This window comes from Streptomyces sp. NPDC044063 (genome assembly GCF_056434285.1).
Genome location: NZ_JBWKFM010000007.1, coordinates 114397 through 131626, shown reverse-complemented (window position 1 = coordinate 131626; position 17230 = coordinate 114397). Strand labels below are relative to the sequence as shown.

At 70.3% G+C, this 17230-nt stretch carries 18 protein-coding genes; 2 read left to right on the top strand and 16 right to left on the bottom strand.

Annotation, left to right across the window (positions count from 1 at the left end; all coding sequences use genetic code 11):
* Window positions 1-48: 48 nt before the first annotated feature.
* The 11 genes from AC07BS_RS11860 to AC07BS_RS11810 all read right to left on the bottom strand — a co-directional run bounded on the left by AC07BS_RS11860 (window position 49) and on the right by AC07BS_RS11810 (window position 10823).
* Complete coding sequence (locus tag AC07BS_RS11860; RefSeq protein WP_478931721.1) at window positions 49-1710, bottom strand: DUF6582 domain-containing protein; 1662 nt, start codon at window positions 1708-1710, stop codon at window positions 49-51.
* 17 nt (window positions 1711-1727) lie between these two features.
* On the bottom strand, window positions 1728-2645 hold the full coding sequence (locus tag AC07BS_RS11855; RefSeq protein ID WP_478931719.1) for a hypothetical protein: 918 nt from the start codon (window positions 2643-2645) through the stop codon (window positions 1728-1730).
* A 76-nt stretch (window positions 2646-2721) separates the two neighbouring features.
* Entirely contained in the window at window positions 2722-4302 is a 1581-nt protein-coding gene (locus AC07BS_RS11850) for a phage portal protein (RefSeq protein WP_478931717.1), read from the bottom strand.
* Window positions 4299-5813, bottom strand: coding sequence for a terminase large subunit domain-containing protein (locus AC07BS_RS11845; protein ID WP_478931715.1), 1515 nt, complete (start codon window positions 5811-5813; stop codon window positions 4299-4301). The genes AC07BS_RS11850 and AC07BS_RS11845 overlap by 4 nt, the downstream gene beginning before the upstream one ends.
* A 42-nt stretch (window positions 5814-5855) precedes the next feature.
* Window positions 5856-6422 carry a hypothetical protein gene (locus AC07BS_RS11840; RefSeq protein ID WP_478931713.1) on the bottom strand — a complete coding sequence of 189 codons (567 nt, stop codon included), beginning with the start codon at window positions 6420-6422 and terminating at the stop codon, window positions 5856-5858.
* A gap of 3 nt (window positions 6423-6425) precedes the next feature.
* A complete protein-coding gene (locus AC07BS_RS11835) occupies window positions 6426-6818 on the bottom strand; it encodes a hypothetical protein (protein ID WP_478931711.1) in 393 nt (130 codons plus the stop codon).
* 71 nt (window positions 6819-6889) lie between these two features.
* The gene (locus tag AC07BS_RS11830) at window positions 6890-7972 is read right to left on the bottom strand and encodes a hypothetical protein (protein WP_478931709.1); all 1083 of its coding nucleotides are present in this window, start codon (window positions 7970-7972) and stop codon (window positions 6890-6892) included.
* 17 nt (window positions 7973-7989) lie between these two features.
* Window positions 7990-8190, bottom strand: a complete 201-nt coding sequence (locus AC07BS_RS11825; protein WP_478931707.1) for a hypothetical protein — start codon at window positions 8188-8190, stop codon at window positions 7990-7992.
* A 192-nt stretch (window positions 8191-8382) separates the two neighbouring features.
* Window positions 8383-8607: a hypothetical protein gene (locus tag AC07BS_RS11820; protein ID WP_478931705.1), complete on the bottom strand. Its 225-nt coding sequence runs from the start codon at window positions 8605-8607 to the stop codon at window positions 8383-8385.
* Between the two features lie 78 nt (window positions 8608-8685).
* Window positions 8686-9504: a hypothetical protein gene (locus tag AC07BS_RS11815; protein ID WP_478931703.1), complete on the bottom strand. Its 819-nt coding sequence runs from the start codon at window positions 9502-9504 to the stop codon at window positions 8686-8688.
* Window positions 9501-10823, bottom strand: a complete 1323-nt coding sequence (locus AC07BS_RS11810) for a tetratricopeptide repeat protein (protein ID WP_478931701.1) — start codon at window positions 10821-10823, stop codon at window positions 9501-9503. Before AC07BS_RS11810 ends, AC07BS_RS11815 begins: the two co-directional genes overlap by 4 nt.
* 415 nt (window positions 10824-11238) lie before the next feature.
* On the opposite strand from AC07BS_RS11810, the gene AC07BS_RS11805 reads away from it, so the two are divergent.
* Both AC07BS_RS11805 and AC07BS_RS11800 read left to right on the top strand, forming a co-directional pair.
* Window positions 11239-12399 (top strand): phosphotransferase, encoded by a 1161-nt coding sequence (locus AC07BS_RS11805; RefSeq protein ID WP_478931699.1) that lies wholly within the window; start codon window positions 11239-11241, stop codon window positions 12397-12399.
* Window positions 12396-14435 carry a lactate/malate family dehydrogenase gene (locus tag AC07BS_RS11800; protein ID WP_478931697.1) on the top strand — a complete coding sequence of 680 codons (2040 nt, stop codon included), beginning with the start codon at window positions 12396-12398 and terminating at the stop codon, window positions 14433-14435. Before AC07BS_RS11805 ends, AC07BS_RS11800 begins: the two co-directional genes overlap by 4 nt.
* 43 nt (window positions 14436-14478) lie before the next feature.
* On the opposite strand, the gene AC07BS_RS11795 is transcribed toward AC07BS_RS11800, so the two are convergent.
* The 5 genes from AC07BS_RS11795 to AC07BS_RS11775 form a co-directional block, all read right to left on the bottom strand.
* A complete protein-coding gene (locus AC07BS_RS11795) occupies window positions 14479-14775 on the bottom strand; it encodes a hypothetical protein (protein ID WP_478931695.1) in 297 nt (98 codons plus the stop codon).
* A gap of 374 nt (window positions 14776-15149) precedes the next feature.
* Window positions 15150-15404: a hypothetical protein gene (locus AC07BS_RS11790; protein WP_478931693.1), complete on the bottom strand. Its 255-nt coding sequence runs from the start codon at window positions 15402-15404 to the stop codon at window positions 15150-15152.
* Window positions 15405-15424: 20 nt separating this feature from the next.
* Window positions 15425-16147 (bottom strand): hypothetical protein, encoded by a 723-nt coding sequence (locus AC07BS_RS11785; RefSeq protein ID WP_478931691.1) that lies wholly within the window; start codon window positions 16145-16147, stop codon window positions 15425-15427.
* Window positions 16144-16650, bottom strand: a complete 507-nt coding sequence (locus AC07BS_RS11780; RefSeq protein WP_478931689.1) for a hypothetical protein — start codon at window positions 16648-16650, stop codon at window positions 16144-16146. Before AC07BS_RS11780 ends, AC07BS_RS11785 begins: the two co-directional genes overlap by 4 nt.
* Window positions 16647-17228 (bottom strand): hypothetical protein, encoded by a 582-nt coding sequence (locus tag AC07BS_RS11775; RefSeq protein WP_478931687.1) that lies wholly within the window; start codon window positions 17226-17228, stop codon window positions 16647-16649. Before AC07BS_RS11775 ends, AC07BS_RS11780 begins: the two co-directional genes overlap by 4 nt.
* Window positions 17229-17230 lie beyond the last annotated feature (2 nt).

The window sequence follows — 17230 nt, the reverse complement described above, 5'->3', positions numbered from 1 at the left end:
CCAGCACACAGGCGCGCTGGCGGTCAAAGAAGGAGGCTTCGTAGGTGACTACTCGGGCTGCTCTGCGCCGCGGGCGCCGAGGACCGCGCCGACGGTGAGCGGAGCGATGAACTGCCGCCACTCCTCCTGGGTGTACTCGTGCAGAGGCTTGGCCGGCGCACCGTCCGGCAGCCCGGACGCGGCCGGGACGGAGGACTCACTCACCGGGACGACCAGCCCCTTACGGGCCGGACCTCCGGTGGCCTCGACGTGCTCCTGGACCGCGCGCGGAAGGGCCTGGGCGATGCCCTCGGAGACCAGGCGGGTGATGCGCTGCTCCTCGGTCTCGGTGACCTCCGCCGCGGCGGGAACTGTCTCGGCCACCGGCTGGGCGGGCGCGGACTCCTGCGTGGCAGGCTGCGGCGGGGTCATGGCGGTGACGAACGCGGCGAGAGCGTCGTTCAGCTTGTCAATCTTCGCTCCGAGGGCGTCGATGCCGTCGGTGGTGCCCGGGGCCTCGGCCGCCGGGCTGGTGGACTCCGCCATGGCGGTCTCCTTCTCCAGGGTGGGGTCGGCGGCCGGCGTCTCCGGTGCCGATGTCTGGGGGGTGAGGGCGCTCTCCATGGCGTCGTCGTCGACGTCTTCGAGTTCGCCGTCGGTGTCCTCGGCCGGGGCGCCGGAAATGTCGATGTCGGCGTCCATGTCCGGGTCGAGTCCCGCCAGGGCATGGCAGGCGCCGGCCATGGCCGCGCGGCCGATGGCGTCCAGGTCGTGCGGGTCGATGCAGTAGGAGGAGACGGTCACCGTGGTGGGGCCGTTGGTGAGGCTGATGCACATCGACCCGGCGTGCGCGGGATCCGCGTCATATCCCAGGCCCTCGGCGACGGCTTCGCTGACCTGGCCGATCGGGTCGATCAGCCATCCCTCCTGGGTGGCGACGGTGACTCCGAAGCCTTTGAGGGCCTTGGTGATGCGCTGCTTGATGCGCTTGAGCTGCGCGGCCGAGTAGGCGCGGGCATTGTCGGCCTGGTTGATGTACGACCACGCGGCCTTGGCGCGCGCCTTGGTGTCGATGGGATACCGCTTCTTCTTGTCCGCCTGGTACCCCGGGTCGGCATACGGGCCGCCGCCCGGGACAGGGGTCTGGGCCGGCGCGGTGTCGGCTTCCGTGACGGTCGTGTCCACCAGCGCCTCCAGCACTGACTCGGTGATGAGCACCCTGCCGGGCGCGCTCTCCGCCGGCGCCTCCGGCGCAGCGGGGGTGAAGCTGTCCACTCGCGCTCCGGGCACGCCCGGCTTGCGGGTGAAGTCGAGGCCGTCGATCTCCAGATCGTCCGCGGTCTCCACCGGGACGCCATCGGGGCCTGACTGGCGGCGGACCTTGCCGACCCAGGCGCCGCGGATGCTGACCCCGGCCAGAAACGGCGGCCCCCCGGTGCTGTCAACCAAGGCGGCGATCGCCCGGGCGTGGTCGGTGTCGGCGAGGTCGGCGGTGTAATGGGCGGTGCCGTCCTCGGCCTGGGTGAGGCTTGTGAGGCGGCCGACGATGTGGGTGGAGTCGTCGTCTGCCGCGTGGTGCGTGAGCATGGTCAGCGGCTGGGTGCCCTCGTCGATGCGGGCCTGGGCGCGGGCCACAGCGCGGCCAATGACCTCGGCTGTGTACAGGCGGCCGTTGCGGGAGACCCCGGGGACCAGGGCGATCCCGGTGACGGTGCCAATGCGGGTGGCCACGCGGGCCTCCTTTCGGATCAGGCGAACCACGACTCGAAGTGGCTGAGGCTGACGTCTGCGGCGTAGCAGCAGCGGCACAACGGATGGGTCGGCAGCCGCGGTACGTCGAGCGTTGTCCAGGGGCTGCCTGCCTCGTAGTCGATACAGGTCTCACACACCCGGCCGTCGCCGGCCGTGATGACGTCCATCCGCTGCACGCCCTCGGACTGGTAGAGCGCGAGCGCGCCTTCGTCCGCGGCCGTAGTCATGGCCCAGTCGATGGCGAAGGCCACCGAGTCGATCTCTTCGCCGGTCAGCAGGTCCATGGCCGCGTCGATCATCTCCTCGCGAGAGGCACCCTCCTCGGCGGCCCTGGCGAGCATCCGGCCGAGATCATCGGCCGTGCCGTCGACCATGCGGGCCAGCCAGCCATCCGCACCGGCCCACAGTTCCTCAAGCCGTTCCAGGGACTGGTAGGCGTGCTGAAAGGCGATGTTCCAGTCGAGGCGGATACCTGCGGCGCCGAGGCGCTCGGCGGCGATGGCGACGGCGTTGACCATGCCTTCCGCCCGGCCGGCCGCGATGGCGTTCCGCAACGTGGTGCGCAGTGCTGTCCAGCCGGTCCGGTCGGCCAGCGCCCGCAGCAGCGCGAGGGCAGTGGCTAGGGCGCCGGCGGCCAGGGCGCTCAGCGGGCGCCGGGACTCTCCCAGCCCGGCGATGCGCCGGACGGCATCCACCGCCGCAGCGACGTCGCCCCGGTCGACAAGCGAACGCCACGCAGCAGAGACGGCCTGGGTGTGTGCACTCTGCTGCGCTTCGCGGCGGCTGAACAGCAGGGCCCACATGCCCTCCAGCCGGCCGAGGTCGACCGTGACCTCCAGGATGCGCGGGTCGTCGGCGTGCTCGATGGCCGTGTGGACCGCCGCCGTGCAGGCCGCGCAGACCCGCGCGGTCATCGGGCCACCGGACAGGGCCCAGCCCGCAGCGAACGCCTCTCGAGCCACGCGCTCGACCGGGTGCCGCCCGGCCGCCTCAGGCCGCAAGGTCGTCCCCAACGTCTGGTAGCCGGGCCAGCGCCTCACGCAGCCTCACCCGGTAGGACGCCCGGATGGACTCCCCGGGCACGCTCCCATCCGCCGGTCCGGATCGACCGGACAACTCAGGACGGTCAAGGCCGGACACGCGCCCTGACCTGCTATCCGTCGTGTCCGGACCGCTTCCCGGCTTCTCCACCGCGATCGGCTCGCCCTGTTCGGGCGCACCGGGAACCAGTGCCGTGCCGCGGAGCTTGTTCGCGATCCACGCCTTCGACGCCGCGTCCATGTCGGCCCACCGCACCAGGTTGGTGCGATCCACCAGGACCGGCTGGTCACCCCCGTCGACAGGCGGTTCGCCGATATCGGCCCGGTAGCGATCCAGGCTCCACGCCCCGTTGCGGAGCCGCATGTCGCGGATCTCCTCGACGGTCTTGGAGTCCCGCATGTCTACGTCCCGGAACTTCAACCGCCAGCCCTCGACACCGAAGCCCACGCGCGCGAGGTGGAAGTTGAAGGCTTCCAGCACGAGTTCAGCCAACGGCTGGCAGGTGTTGACCATGAATGTACGGTCCTGCGATTCACCGGTGCCGCCACCCAAGTTGCCGGACTCAATGATCCCGACTTTCGCAGGAGGGACCCCATAGGCGGCGATGACCTCGTCCCGCTTCTGGTCCAGGTACTGCAGGTAGTCCATCGTGCGGGACTGCGCCAGCTCCTGGATCTGCGCCCCGCCCTTGGTGGAGATCGGCGTGCCGATGTTGCGAGGCCCGATATTGCGCTGCTGGTACTGAGCGTTCCACCGGTTGATCTCCGCCGCCGAGGCACTGGCCGGGAAGTCCACGTGGATCTGTGGCGGCGCGCCCTTGCGGAAGATCTCCTTGCTCGTGGCAGCGGCGAACAGCCACGCGGTGATCGGCAGAAGCGCGGCCTGAGTGGGCGAGACACCAAAGACGCCCGAGCGCGGGGAGTCCAACGAGATGTGGATGACCTCGCGCGGCTCGAAGACGGCGCGCTGCCCGAGCTCGGTGAGCTGGACGTAGCCGGTGACCGTGCCGTGCTCGTCGACGATCGGCAGCATGCTCGGGCAATCCAGCGAGTACAACGCGACCGGCTGGTTACCGAGCCACACCACCTCGATGAACGCGTCGCCAAACACGAGCAGGTCCGTGATCGCGCCGCGCAGGATCTGACGAATGTTCTCCCGCGGGTTGCAGTACGCGAGCATCCGCTCCAACAGCAGCACCTCGGCCGGCTTGTCCGGCTGCTCCACGTCGCCGTCGCCGTCGCCGTTGTCGTTGTCCCAGTCGGTGACCAGGCCGCCGGCGGTGATGGTCCGGGCGATGGAGTTCACGCTGGCCCAGGCCCACGGGCAGGCGAGGTAGGCGTCATAGAGCTGGTTGAGGGTGGAACGGCGGTCCGTCCGGGTGGCCACACCGATGCCCTGGTTGGTCTCGGTCAGACCACCCGGACCGATCCCGAACTCGAACCCGGCCCGCTCCGGGAGCTTGGCCGGTGCGCTCTCCAGTACCTCGAGGCCGGCGCCGGTCAGGCTCTGCCACCACGTCCGCAGGCTCACGGGGACTCCACCGTCCCTCCTGCGCGCGGCGCTCCATCGTCGTCCAGCCACCACGCACCGGCATCGACCGTCTCGTCGGGCCGGTAGGCCATCGTCGTCCCCAGCGGCTTCAGCACCTCGTCCGTGGCGACAGAGGCGTCCTCGTCGAGGACGAGGAACTGCGGACCGGAGCCGAGGTTGGTCAGGAGGTAGCGCAGGGCGTCGGCCGCGTGGTCATCGGCTGCTGTGTCCGCGTCCTCCGGGTCGCCCTTGGTCGCGTGCGGCAGGTCGGTCAGCTCCCGGTACAGCTCACTGACCGTGGAGAACATGTGGAGCATGGGGCAGGTGCTCCAGCCCAGGGCCCTGTGGTGGGGGCAAGCGGGGCCTTCACCGAGGTAGCTGCGCACGCGCTGCCAGCCGGTGACCCGCGACCCCGAGCCCTTCCCGGCCGGCGTGAGGTGAACGCCGTTCTCCGCGTAGATCCCCGCGATCGGTTTGGCGTCGCCGCGGGTGGCCCACATCGCGTCATCGGCGTACCGCACGGCCACCTGCTCGCCATCATCCTCGGCGGCCAGGATCTGCTGGGCCTGCTCCGCCTCGCCCACACCGCGCCGGTAGATCTCGCGGTAGACCCAGACCCGGCCGTCCTCGTCGACCGCGGCCCACAGCACTGCCCAGGGGGCGGAGTAGCCCCAGTCGAGGCCGTTGTACCGCTTCCAGGACGCCGGCAGCGGCATGGGCCCGACGACGTGGCGCTCCCGCTTGACCTCAGGGAACATCTGGCCGGCGAAGACGTCCCAGTCTCCGTCGAGGAAGGCAGAGCGCAGCTTGCCGGTCAGGCCCTGGAGGTCCTTGGCGTACTCGGGGTTGACGTGGGGATTGTCGGCGAGCTTGCTCGGGATGAACCGAACGGTGCGGTCTCGTGCGTCGGTGACGACCTTCTGGCCGTAGTTCGTGGGCTGGATATAGCGGGCCTTGACGGCGCCGTGGCCGGCGCCGCCGGGGTTGGTACCGGAGCGGATCCCCAGGACAGGGACCTCCCGGCGTCCCGAGCGCAGCCGGCTCTCCAGGAAGCTGCACACGTCGGGCGGGGTCAGAGTCCGCTCGTCAAACAGCAGCTTTTGGTACTGGCCGCCCTGACGGCGGGTGGCATCAGCGATGGTCTCGGCGTACCGAAACATCAGCAACGACCCGTTTGGGAACCTCAGCTCGTACTCGGTGCCGTTCCATGAGGCGCCGATCGCGCGCGCGAACCCGATCTGCGCAAGCTCGGCGATCAGCGACTCCTTCAGTTCCCCGTACGTCCGCCGGAACGCCCCGACTCGCAGCCCCGGGTAGGTGACGCAGTCGCGGAGCGCGTCCATGAGGAGCGCGCGGGTCTTGCCCCCGCCGGCAGCGCCGCCGTAGAGGACGTCGAACTCGGTCGCCTCGTGGAACGCGCGCTGCTTGGCCGTGGGGACGTACTCCAATGCGGCGAAGACATCCTGGGGCGGCGCTTCCAGGCGTTCAGCGGCGAGGAGCAGAGCATCCATGGGCCTGCCCACCTCCCCTGTGACCGTGACGAGTCTGTGGGGTCAGCTGACGGCGCGCAGTCGGCGGGCCGCGATCTGCTTCGCCTCGGTGGCCAGCGGCCCCGTCACTCCGGCGTGAGCGAGAGCGGCGTCGATGGCCCGGATGACAGCCTCAGCCTGCCGCTCGCTGATCGCGGCGAGACGTTCGTCGATGTTGAGGCGGGCGATCGTCCCGAGGACGCTGGCGGCCCGGTCCATGGCCCGCTCGTAGAGGGTGACCTCGGCCCGGATCTGCTCTCCGTGATCGGTCTTGTAGCGGATGCTGGTGAGCTCGTTGACGCGCTCGGCGAGCGCGTTTTTGAAGGCGTTCACCTCGCCTGCCAGCTGCGAGAGCGCCACCAGGGGGTTGTCAACGGGCTCGGCGCCGAGCGCGGCCAGGGTCCTGCGGGCCTGGGTGTCGACGGCGGCTTCGGCCCGGCGCCGTGCGGCGGCCGCCTTCGACCGGCCATTCGCGCCGCCGTGGTAGCGGCAGACCTTCATGTCCCGCAAAGCCCAGTTCTTGCAGCGTTCGCCGTCGCTGCTTCGGTGAGCGGTGCACTGTCGCTCCGGCGGGGGCGGTAGAGCGCTCATGCCTCACCTCCACTCATGGGGCAGCAGCTGCGCGCCGCTGGAGGGGTGGACTTCGGCGTCGGCCGGGGGCGGTGGTTCGGGGGTGCAATCGCAGCCGGGCAGGTCGGCCGCGGCGGGAGCGCTGCAGGTGTTCTGGTGGACACGTGCAGCCGCCTCCAGGCCGATCGCGTGCCCGGCGCAGGCGAAGACGGACGTCGTGCACTCGCCCGGCACCGGCAGGGGCCCGAACTCCGGTGGGGGCTGCTGAGGGTCAGCAAGGTCCCGTATCCGGTCTCGGCGGCCCTGCTCCCACGCCAGGTGCTCAGCAAACTCGTTCTGCGTGAGGCGGCGTTGCCAGCTGACAACGGCCCGCTGCCCGCACAGCCCGCACACCGGGCCGACAACGGGAGCAGGCACCGGAGCCGGGGCGGGGGGCGGAGCGTCGTGGGCCACGGGGGTTTCGCCTCCTACTTGTCGAGGTGTGGTGGTCAGGCCGGGGCGAGGGTGGTGACGGTGCCGCTGGAGCCCTTGTACTTCAGGGCGCCGCTTTGCACCCACAGGACGCCACCGCCGGCCGGTGTGGCCGGTTCGCTCTGGTTGGTGACGGTCAGTGCACCGGACAAGGTGCCACCCGCCTTGGTGAGAAAGGTGTCGAGGGCGAATCGCAGGTGAATGAGCTGGTTATCGAACACGGGCGTGATGCCAGGGCCGAGAGGGATGGTGTCGGTGAACCACACCAGGCCACTGACCTGCTGATTCGAACCCGCCAGGAGAACGACCTGCCCTACGGCGGCCGCGTCGGACGAGGCGGTGCCACTGGCCAGGTTGGTGATCTTCTGCCCGCCGGCGCTCACCGCGGCGGTCGGTGCAGCCACCTGATCGAGGCGCGGCATGGAGTGCACGTGCCCGGCATCAGCCGCCTGCCCGGTGGCCCCGGCGGCCTGGGTGCCCAGGGGCTGGATGTCGGAGGCGGTGCCGTCGAGCTGGACCAGCCCGCTTGAGAATGTCGATGCCGCGGGCAGGGCCTGCCAAGTCGCGGCGCTGGCCCCCGTGGCGGTCGGAACGTACCCGGCGGCTGGCGTGCCGGAAACGGCAACCCCATTTACTCGGGCCACGGCGGGGGCCGGATACGTTCCGGACAGGTCGCCGGATGCGGATCCGGTGGGGGTGCGGGCGTCCGTGAAGCGCGCGTCGCCGCCATCCGCCACGGTCCCGCCGGTCGTGCCTACGGAGCGGGTCGCAGCATTACCCAGCCCCAGGTTGGACCGGGCGGTGGAGGCGCTGGCGAGGTCGGACAGGTTCGAGGCCACCGCCAGAGCGGAGACGTCAGCAGCCGTCAGCACAACAACACCGGTGTGGCCGTTGACCGAGGCCACACCTCCGAAGGGCTGGCCGATACCCCACGCGCCCGCCGTCTTGGGCCCGTAGATGGTCAGAGCCTGCGGGGTGGTGCGGTCGATGTACCAATCCCCATCAACACCAACGGATGCAGCCGGCGCACCGGTGCCGCTGAGGACGCTGTTGCCGCGCGGGCCGGACGTACCGGCGGAGGAGACGATCACAACGGCCACGTGGTCCCTCCCTCGGGCTAGGCCGCGGCAACAGCGCGGCTGTTGAAAGTCCCCTCGGCCAGGCACTCCTGGTCGGGCAGGCCCGGGTTCATCCACAGGGCGTAGGCCCGCGCCCCCGTGCCGAGCAGGGTTGTGGCGGCCGGGCTGAGCACGACCTGGAGGGTGGCTGTGGCGGTGGTGACCGTGATGTAGCCCTGGGGGCTGCTGGTGGTGGTCACACTGACCAGTGGAGGCGAAGCGGAGTCGGCCGTACTCGGGCGGATTACGAACTCGAACGTCTTGGTGACGATGTTCATCGGCGTGCCATCGTCGTTCAGGAGCCGGAGGGTGGCCGCCCACTGGGATCCGGTCTGGGCGGATGCGGTCCAGCGTGCCGGGAGACCGGCCACGTTCTCACCCCCTGGGAGTGGTCAGGCTGCCCGGTAGGTGCGCCGTGCCCGCTCGCGGGTGGCCTTCTCGGCCAGGACCACATCGATGGCTCTGTATTTCGGTACGCGGCAACGGGGGGAGTTCGCCCGGGCGAGGTGCCCTCGGTAGACCCAGGTGCGGATCACGCCCGTCTTCACACCGGCGGCTTCCGCGGCCTGGGCTGTCGTCCACAGTGTGTTCTGCAGGTCGCCGATCAGTTCCGCCATGGGATCCTCCCTCGAACGCGAAAGCCCCGGACAAAGGTCCGGGGCTGATGGTCGAGTAGGCACACGGGTGCCTGCGGATCACGTTACGCGTGACGCAATTGAACGGTCAAGCAGCTTGGGCGGCCACCAGCTAGCGGCGTGCGCGTCGTACTCAGCACGGGTCAACAGCATGCCGCAGGCGAGGTTGCGGCATTCGATGTAGCTGTCGCCGTCCGTGCGGTACAGGCCGAGCAGATCACACCGGGGGCACGGTGCCGCGTACCGCTCAACCAGGGCGTCCCGTGCCGTGAATCGCACGGCTGCTCGGTACCACGCGTGGATTTGAGCCGCGGGGTTGGCCGACAGGCGGTCGTGGACCTCGCCAGCGGCGGGGTGTTCGGTCAGGGCCCAGTCCAGGTGGGTGGCGATGAAGCGCACGGAAGCGGTGGCAGCAGCACCTTCCGCGACGCCGGTTCGGCGGTCGCGGAGGTGCCGGAGCGAGCGGATGTCGTCTTCCAGGGTGAGCAGGCCGCCGACGATGTGATCGGTGAGGATCCGGGAGGGCTCCCCGGGCCACCGTGGCGTCGCGGGTGAGCGGCCGATTGTGCCCGTCTTCGGCCCTCGGCTGCCGTGGATCGCCTCCAGCCAGACGGCGGCGAGGAGTTCGGGGAGGTCGAGTAGTTCGATGCGGGCGCGGTCGGCGCATCGGGCGCAGTGCGTGGGAGCGCCCCAGGTCGGCTGAAGTTCGTGGTCGACGCCGGCGGCTTCTCGCGCGCCTTCGGCGTGGCGCCAGGCGTTGTTGTGGGTTCCAGGGCACGGGGTGAGGACAGGCACGTATGGCCTCCCGGGGTGCGTGAGGGTCGTGAACTCATTGTGCAAGAAGCGCGGATCAAACGCGTTTGACCGGAACTTGGTCACGAGACGAGCGTGACAGCCTTCTGCCGTAGCTCATCCGCTTCGGGCGTGCCACGGAACCGGTTGAGCCGGGTGCGCATGTCATCGGCCGCCGTGTGGACTTTGATAGAGCGGATGCCGGCCGCGCAGTCGACGAAGTCGTTCCAGGTAGCGAGGGCGCCATCGAGGTCGCCTTGGCGGAGACGTACTCCGCCGAGGTCGGCCAGGACAATGGCGCGGGTGCGGCGGCGGTCTAGGCCGTGGATGTCGAGGGCAAGGCGAAGGTGTTCTTCGGCAGCGTCGAGGTCGCCGAGGCGGGTGAGGATCATGCCGGACTCGTGGGCCCACCGGCCGGGCGAGTAGTGGGCGGCCCAGGACTCGCCTGCTGTGGCGGAAGAGCGGCCGATGGCGATCTCGGATAGGCCGAGGTGGCGGGTGGCCGTCCGGCGGTCGTCGTCCTGGGCCGCAGCGTTGGCCAAGGTGGCCTCGTAGTAGGCCACCGCGCGGGCGTTGTCGAGATCCTTGCCGTAGTGGACGCAGGCTTCGCCGAGCTGGACGGCTTCGGCCCGGAAGCCTAGGTCGATGGCCTGCACAGCGAGGCCGCGCAGGGCGGTGGCGGACAGTTCAGGGTCGCGGGCTTCGGCGGCGAGGCGATAGGCGTGCGCATAGTACTGCTGGGCCCGGCCCTGGTGTTCGGGATCGTTGCCTTCGTCCTGGGCCATCCAGCCAGCGAGGTGGACGAGCTGGGAGGTAGCGGCGAACAGCTCGCGGCCGGCTGCCTCGGTGTACTTACCGTTCAACCATGGGGCGACGTCGTCGGTGAGGTAGCGCACGGCCAGATGACGGGCGTGCCCGCCCCCAAGCTCGGCGGCGGCGTCACCGAGGGCCTTGACCATCTGCTTGACGGCAGCGACCTCGCCAGCGCCGACGCGGACTGCTCCGGCTGAGGCGGTCTTGGTGCGGCGGGTGATGCTGTCGAGGTCGGGCAGCGCGAGGGCGCTCAGGGCGTAACCGCTCGTGGCGCCTAGGAAGTTCCGGCGGTGCACGTCTCGCCTCCCCAGCTGGATGACTGATGCCACGGTATCGGTGGCCGCTGTCGCGAACCTGGCGGTTCGCGTCTGTTCGGAGGTCTCTAAGTCCAAGTCGAGGACCTGGACGACGTACGGGAGCCAGTGCGTCGGAGCCCGCTCGCCCTTCAGCCACCGGCGGGCGTACTGGCGCTCAAGGGTGTCTGGGGGCCGCCCGGCGGCGATGCTGACTTCCCGGGCGAGCTTGGTGGGGCCCCAGCCACGTTTCTCGCACGCGCGTCGGATTAGCTGGGCGAGCTCCTGTTTGGTCGGCACGATGCCGTCGCCTCCTGGCCTACACGGGCCTACAGCTGCCCTACATCCTGGCCCCTCCCTGCCCTGTCCGTACGGCCCTTCACTGAAGACCACCGCCCGACCCGCGTGGGCGGATGAAACGGCAGCGGGCCCTCGGCGCCCGATCACTGTTTCCTCGCCACGTCGGCGGCCTGCTGCCTCCACCTCTCTGGGACGAGAAGGAGACGACGGTGACGTACACGTGCCGTACGACCGGCGGCAGGACGGCCCGCGGTGGCTGGCTGGGGCCCGTGCTCGGCTGGTGCTGGGCCCTGGGCACCATCGCCGCGGCCAGTAGTCTGGCGGCCGCCGTCCACCACGACCTTGACCGCCCCGGGCAGGCCCCGGCCGCCCTGTCCCTGCCGGACGCGGTGACGACGGCGACGGGGGGCTGGTGATGGCCGCCGGTTCGAGCGCCATCGCCGCCGCCGAGGTCTTTGTCTACGCGGACGAGAAGATCAGGCAGGCCGCCGCCGAGCTGTGGCCGGGCGGCAGCGTGCGGCTGGGCCAGCACACGCCGAGCGTCACCGCCTACGTCCGCCGCCTGACCGTGGATAGCCGCCCGTTGTACGCGAAGGTGTCGCTGCTGGGCCTGTCGCTGGTCTCGGTGCTGCGGGGCACGGCCGGGGACTGGGCCCAGGTCCGCGCGGCCCAGGCCGCCTACCAGGGCTCACCCGGGGCCCTGCTGGAGCGGGAGGCCAGGGGCCTGGCCATCCTCCAGGAGGCCGGAGCCCGGGCCTGCCCGGTGGCAGGTCTCCAGGGCGGGGTGCTGTTCACCGAGCCGGTGACGGGGCCGACGCTGGCCGACCTGCTGGCCAAGGACCCGCACCAGACCGGCGAGCTGATGACCCGGGCGGTGGTCGAGCTGGCGGGGCTCCAGCAGCCCGCCGTCGCCCGGGCCGTCGACGAGGCGGCCATCACCGAGCGGGGGATCGGCTCGACCTTCGACCGGAAGTTCAACGGCATCAGCGGCCCCACCTACCTGCGAAAAGCCGGGCAGGTAGGGGAGGCGCTGGGCACGGTGGTCCTGCGGCTGAGGCGGCTGCGGCCCGCTCCGGCGGCCGGGCACCGGCCGGTGATCTACGGTGACCTCAAGCCCGACCACGTCGTCTTCCCCGACGGCGCCGACGGGCGGCCGGTCTTCCTCGACCCCGGCCTGGGCCGGGGACGGCCACAGACCGATGCCGCCAAGCTGATCTCCCGGACCGTACTGAACCTGGTCGCCTCCGCCCCGGACCTGGTGACGGCCGACGCGACGGCGATCGGGATCGAGGAGTTCGCCGACGCCCTCACCGCTGACCTCGCCCCGGACGAGCGAGTCGAGTGGCTGCGGCACCTGGTGGTGCTGTGGCTGATGGACACCACCAACATCCTCAGCACCTACCTGACCTGCCCGCCCGACCTGCCCCTGCCTGAACACGCCGGAAAGCTCACGGGCCGGGCGGAGACGGTGTGCGGCCTGCTGGATGCGACGACCGCCGGTCTGGTCGCCGGGACGGACCCGCGGGCGGTGTGGCGGCTCGCGCTGGCCGACGTCGTGAAGGCGGCGAACCGGTGACGGCGGCGAAGATCGGTGCGATCGGGGTGATCGGCGCTGGTGCCGTCGGCCAGAGCGTGACCATGCTGCTGGCGGCCGGCGGCTGGTGCGAGTCCGTCCACGTCGTCTCTCGCACCGGGAACTCCGCGCGGGCCCTGGTGACCGACCTGGAGGACATGTGCCAGGTAATCGGTTCCCCCGTCCGGGCAGTGCACGCCGCCAATGCGGGTGAGCTGACCTCTTGCGAGGCGGTGGTGGTCTGTCCCCGGGCAGAGTTCGTCAACACCCACCGCACGAACGTGCGGATGGCCGGACTGAATGCGAACGCCCCCGTCATCGCCGCCTTGGCCCGAGCGCTGACCTACTACCAGGGGCTGGTGGTCATGGTGACCAATCCGGTCGATGTCATGACCCGGCTGTTCGCCGAGGTCTCGGGCTGCCCGCGCGTCTATGGTGTCGGCTCGAACACTGACACCGCCCGGTACCGCCTTACTCTCGCCCACCTCCTGGGCGTGCCTGCCGCCGAGGTGGAGGGCCATGTGCTCGGCGAGCATGGTGACCAGGCAGTGGTGTGCGCGTCGGCCACCTGTGTGAACGGCCGCCCGGTCGAGGTGCCGGTCGGGCAGGTCCGCCGCGAGCTGGCCGACCGCCCGGCCAGGATCAACACAGGGCTGGGCCGAACCCGCTGCGGCCCCGCCGGCGCCGTCATCGCCGCCCTCCGCGCGGGCCTGGGCCTGGACGACCGAGTGGTGGAACTCTCCGTCAACCACGAGATGCAGTGGATGGGAATCCCGTTGCGCTTCACCGCCGGAACCCCGAGCGTGTGCCTCCCCCGGCGCAATCCCGTCGAGGCCCGCCAACTGGCGGCTGCGGCCGCCAAGCTTCGCGACGTCTACGAACCGCTGGCCCGCCTGCACGTTCCCGCACACCCTTCATCGGAGGAGAAGACCGCAGTGACCAGGACCGCCACCCGCATCGCCACGGCCACCCAGGCCGCCACCGTCACCAGCAACACGCCGGTGGTCACCGAATGGGCCCGCCGGTACTTCGGCCCCTGGTGGAACGCCACCAGCACCACCCCGGACGCCGACACGGCGGTGATCGCCGACGTCAACGTCGACCGTGTCACCGAGATCGCCCAGTACGTGGCCGACCACTCCCACGAGGAGGCCCTCTACGCGAACTCGACCATGCACGTGGGCCGGAACGACGACGGCACCGTGCTCGCCTCCCAGCCCGCGGACAAACTCGTCTACAGGGCTGAACCCGGCGGCCCCTTGTGCATCTACGGCTGCGAGGACGTCCCCGTCGCCTTGGCCGCCGCCCGCCTCGCCCGCGAGGTGGTCCGCGGCCAGCTGCTGGCTGACGGCTGGTCGATCCTGCACGCCTCCGCCGTCGTCTGCGACGGGCAGACCATGCTGACCCTGGGCGACAAGGGCGCCGGGAAGACCACCACCGCCCTCCTCCTGGCCCGTGCCGGCTGGCAGCTGCTCGCGAACGACCGCGTCTTCATCCGCCCCGACGGGGACCGGCTACAGGTCCTGCCCTGGCCCTCCGCCGCTGCCATCGGCCTTGGCCTCCTGGACGCCCTCGACTGGTACGACCAGGTCCGCGAACGCGTCCAGAGCGGCGAACAACTTCACCCCACCCAGCACCAGAAAGTGACCGACGCCCTTCACGCCGGCAGCCGCACCCCCTTGTGGAAGGAGAGCGGCAAGGAACTCAAGCCCCAGTTCTTCCCCGACCAGCTCTCCACCTGGCTCGGCTTGACCCTGGCCACTGAAGGACAGGCCGCCCACATCCTCCTCCCCCAGATCGTTCCGGGAGCTGAACCCGCCCTCCTCGACGAGGGCCGCACCGTGGCAGCCAGCGACTTCTTCACCGCCGGGACCGAAGACCGCTACCCCGACGTCTTCGGCCTTCTCCCGGCCGACCTGCCGGGCACCGAGCTCCTGCTCGAACTCCTCGGCGAGCTCCCCCGCCAAGCGATGACGCTCGGACACGACGTGAAGGCGAACACTGACCTCCTGGCGCAGGCCACAGGCCCGGGCGCCTGAACGTTGCGATTTCACGCAGGGCAAGCGCCGGCCCCATGACAGTTCATGGGGCCGGCGCAATAGCGTCAACCAGCACCCGCAGCTCAAGGAGCGCGAACGCCGCCGCCTCCGTCCCAGCAAGAGCCGGCGCCTCGAGGACACGGACCGCGCGGTCAAGCAGACCGATGACCGGGCTGTCGATCACGGTCGCCTGCCGGATGCCCGACCTGAGCCCCTCAGACGTCCAGCGACCGCGTGCGATGTCCTCGGCCCAGCAGGCTTCCTCAGGTGTCGGCTCCCAAGTGCCGGCGTTGAACGCCTTCCGTAGGGCGCTGCTGTCCCGCGCCAGCTCATCGACCATGACCTTCAGCCTGACGCGACTGGCTGTCAGCGCGGGTCAATTGTGTGAATATGAGCCTATTTGATCGCTATCGAAGGCTGGTGACCAGCAGGTCGACTGTGGTGATCAGCGGACTAATGGGCTGCTGCTCCTCGCTGAACTCCAGCCTCGCGTGACCGCGCGCCATGGCCTCGCAGAACGAGGAAGCGTAAACGTTGAAGTGCCTCCCGAAGGGCCCTTCGGGAGGCACTGACTCGGCCCCGGAACGCTGTTGGCACAGGGGGGCTGACCAGCAGCGACAACCGCCCTTGGGATAGCGGTGTGGCCCCCTTGAACCGAGTGAGATCAAGGTAGACCCAAGCGTCCCGTGTGTCAGTAGGTGCGTGAGAGGAATTTCAACTTTGGATCGTCTTGGAGGTGTGGTTGCGGCTGTTGCATGCCGCACCATGGCCCTCAGCGTCCCGGCGTGCCGCGGCCTGCTCCTCCTCGGCCGTGGCGCGGCGGGCCACTTGGGCGCTCTGCTGGCACCCGGCGCACTCCCAGCCGTGGTGGACGTCGGTCTCGTCGTCGATCTGCTCGGTGATGCGCACCAGCAGGATCACGGCGCCACCGGTGGTGGTGATCTGGTCGAGGGTGATGGTGGTGGTCACGGTGATCTCCAGTCGTATCGTCAGGCGGTGTGGAGGGGCTGGGACGCGCGGACGATCTTGAGCGCACCGCCGCAGTGCTCCTCCACGAGGGGTGTAGGTGTAGCTGTAGTCGGGTCTGTAGCTGTGTCCTGACCTGCGACAACTACGGCTACGTCCGGGCCCTCGGGGGTGAGCGAAGAGAGGGGAGGAAGGTCGGCAACCTTGACCCCGGTGGACACGCGGCCGGCGTGCCGGACGGACGGCGATACCGGTACCCCATACTCGGCGCACAGGGCCCGGATGGTGGAGGTGCCCTTGGGATCGCCGGTGAGGTGCTCGGCGAGAGTGGAGAGGTGGGCGCCGGCGCCGCCCTGGGCGAGCTGCCGGACGAGGCCGCAGAACTCCTCCAGGGGAAGGGCGGGTTCGGGGGCTCGCAAACCGGCGGCCGAGTCGGGCTCACCCGGTTCCGCGATGCCCTCGCCGTCTGTTGGCGGGGCCGCCTTCCATGCGCCGATCCCCCATGCGAAAAGGATCACGAACATGGTGTCGGGAGCGGCTGCCACCGCGAGCACGCAGCCCCATCCGGCGCCGAGCAGGGCGAGCCCGCGGGTGATGGGGCCGAGCGCGGCCTTGAGGCCAGTGAGGTCGTCACGGTAGCTGCTGGCGCACCAGTCGCAAGCCCAGCTCCAGATACGCGTGCCGAGCACGACGGAGCCGGAGGCGAATCGGTGGCCAATGTACGGGATGTACGGAGGCAGGTTCACAGCAGGCCCGTCCCGCTGTTCAGCAGGTTCAGGCCCGACTCCCCTGCCCAGTTGATGCCCGTGACAAGGTAGGCGAGCACCGCGGACACGGCTGGCAGGATGCCGAGGACCGCGAAGGTGAGGAAGCCGCCGACGATGCGGTGCCGGTCCTTCTTGCCGGAGGCCTTGTAGAAGGCTGCTACGGCGAGGGCAAGCAGGAAGACGATCACTCCCCCCTCGTTGCTGAGGGTGCCGTCCATCGCGGTTGCCACCGGTGCTGTGCTGGTGCCGACCACGGTGTGAACGGATTTGTCGCCGCCCTTGGACAGGAGGGCTCCAGCTCCCATGGCGCCCCAGCCGAGGGCTCCGCCGGCGCAGACGGTGGACAGCGCGCCGAGGAGGCTGCCGCTGGCGTAGGGCGCGATTGCTTTGAAGTCGCGGTTGGACTTCGACCAGGTCCTCAGGTTCAGGTACAGGATGCCGAAGGCCAGGGCGACGCCCCCGAGGCTCAGCGCGATGTTCACGGGCGGACTCCAGTGAGCAAGGTGACGGGGTCGTACCAGCCGAGGGCTCCGGTGCCCCCGATGGTGGTGACGATGAGGAGGGCGCGGGTCCACCAGGCCGATCGGAAGTGGTCGACGAAAAGGGCGCTGCCCGAGGCCGCGATGGCGAGGATGTAGGCGGTGGACAGGTTGTCGGTGCGGGCGTCGTGGAGTGTGGCGGCCCAGGCGCTGGTGAGGCTGTGGCCGTAGGCAGGGACCGGGAAGAGGACGGCGATAGTGGCGGTGGCGGTGCGCCAGGGGCGCATCCAGTTCCAGAACCAGCTGAAGTCGCGCCGGTCCTCTGGCTGGGGCTGAGCAGGGGCCAGGTCGACGACGACGCGTACCTCGAGCGGTCCGGCTGGCGGCGGGGGCGGTGGCCACGGCACCGTCGTGGGGGGCGGCACGAACGGCGGTGGCGGAGGCGGCGGTGGAGGCAGTGGTGCAGGCTCGCGCCAGGGCGGCAAGTCCACCGCACCGGGCGGTGCCGGGGGCAGCGGGGGCGCGGCGGGGATGGCCTGGTCGGCCGGGATGATGCGGGTCGGGGTGATGGGCTTGGGCATGG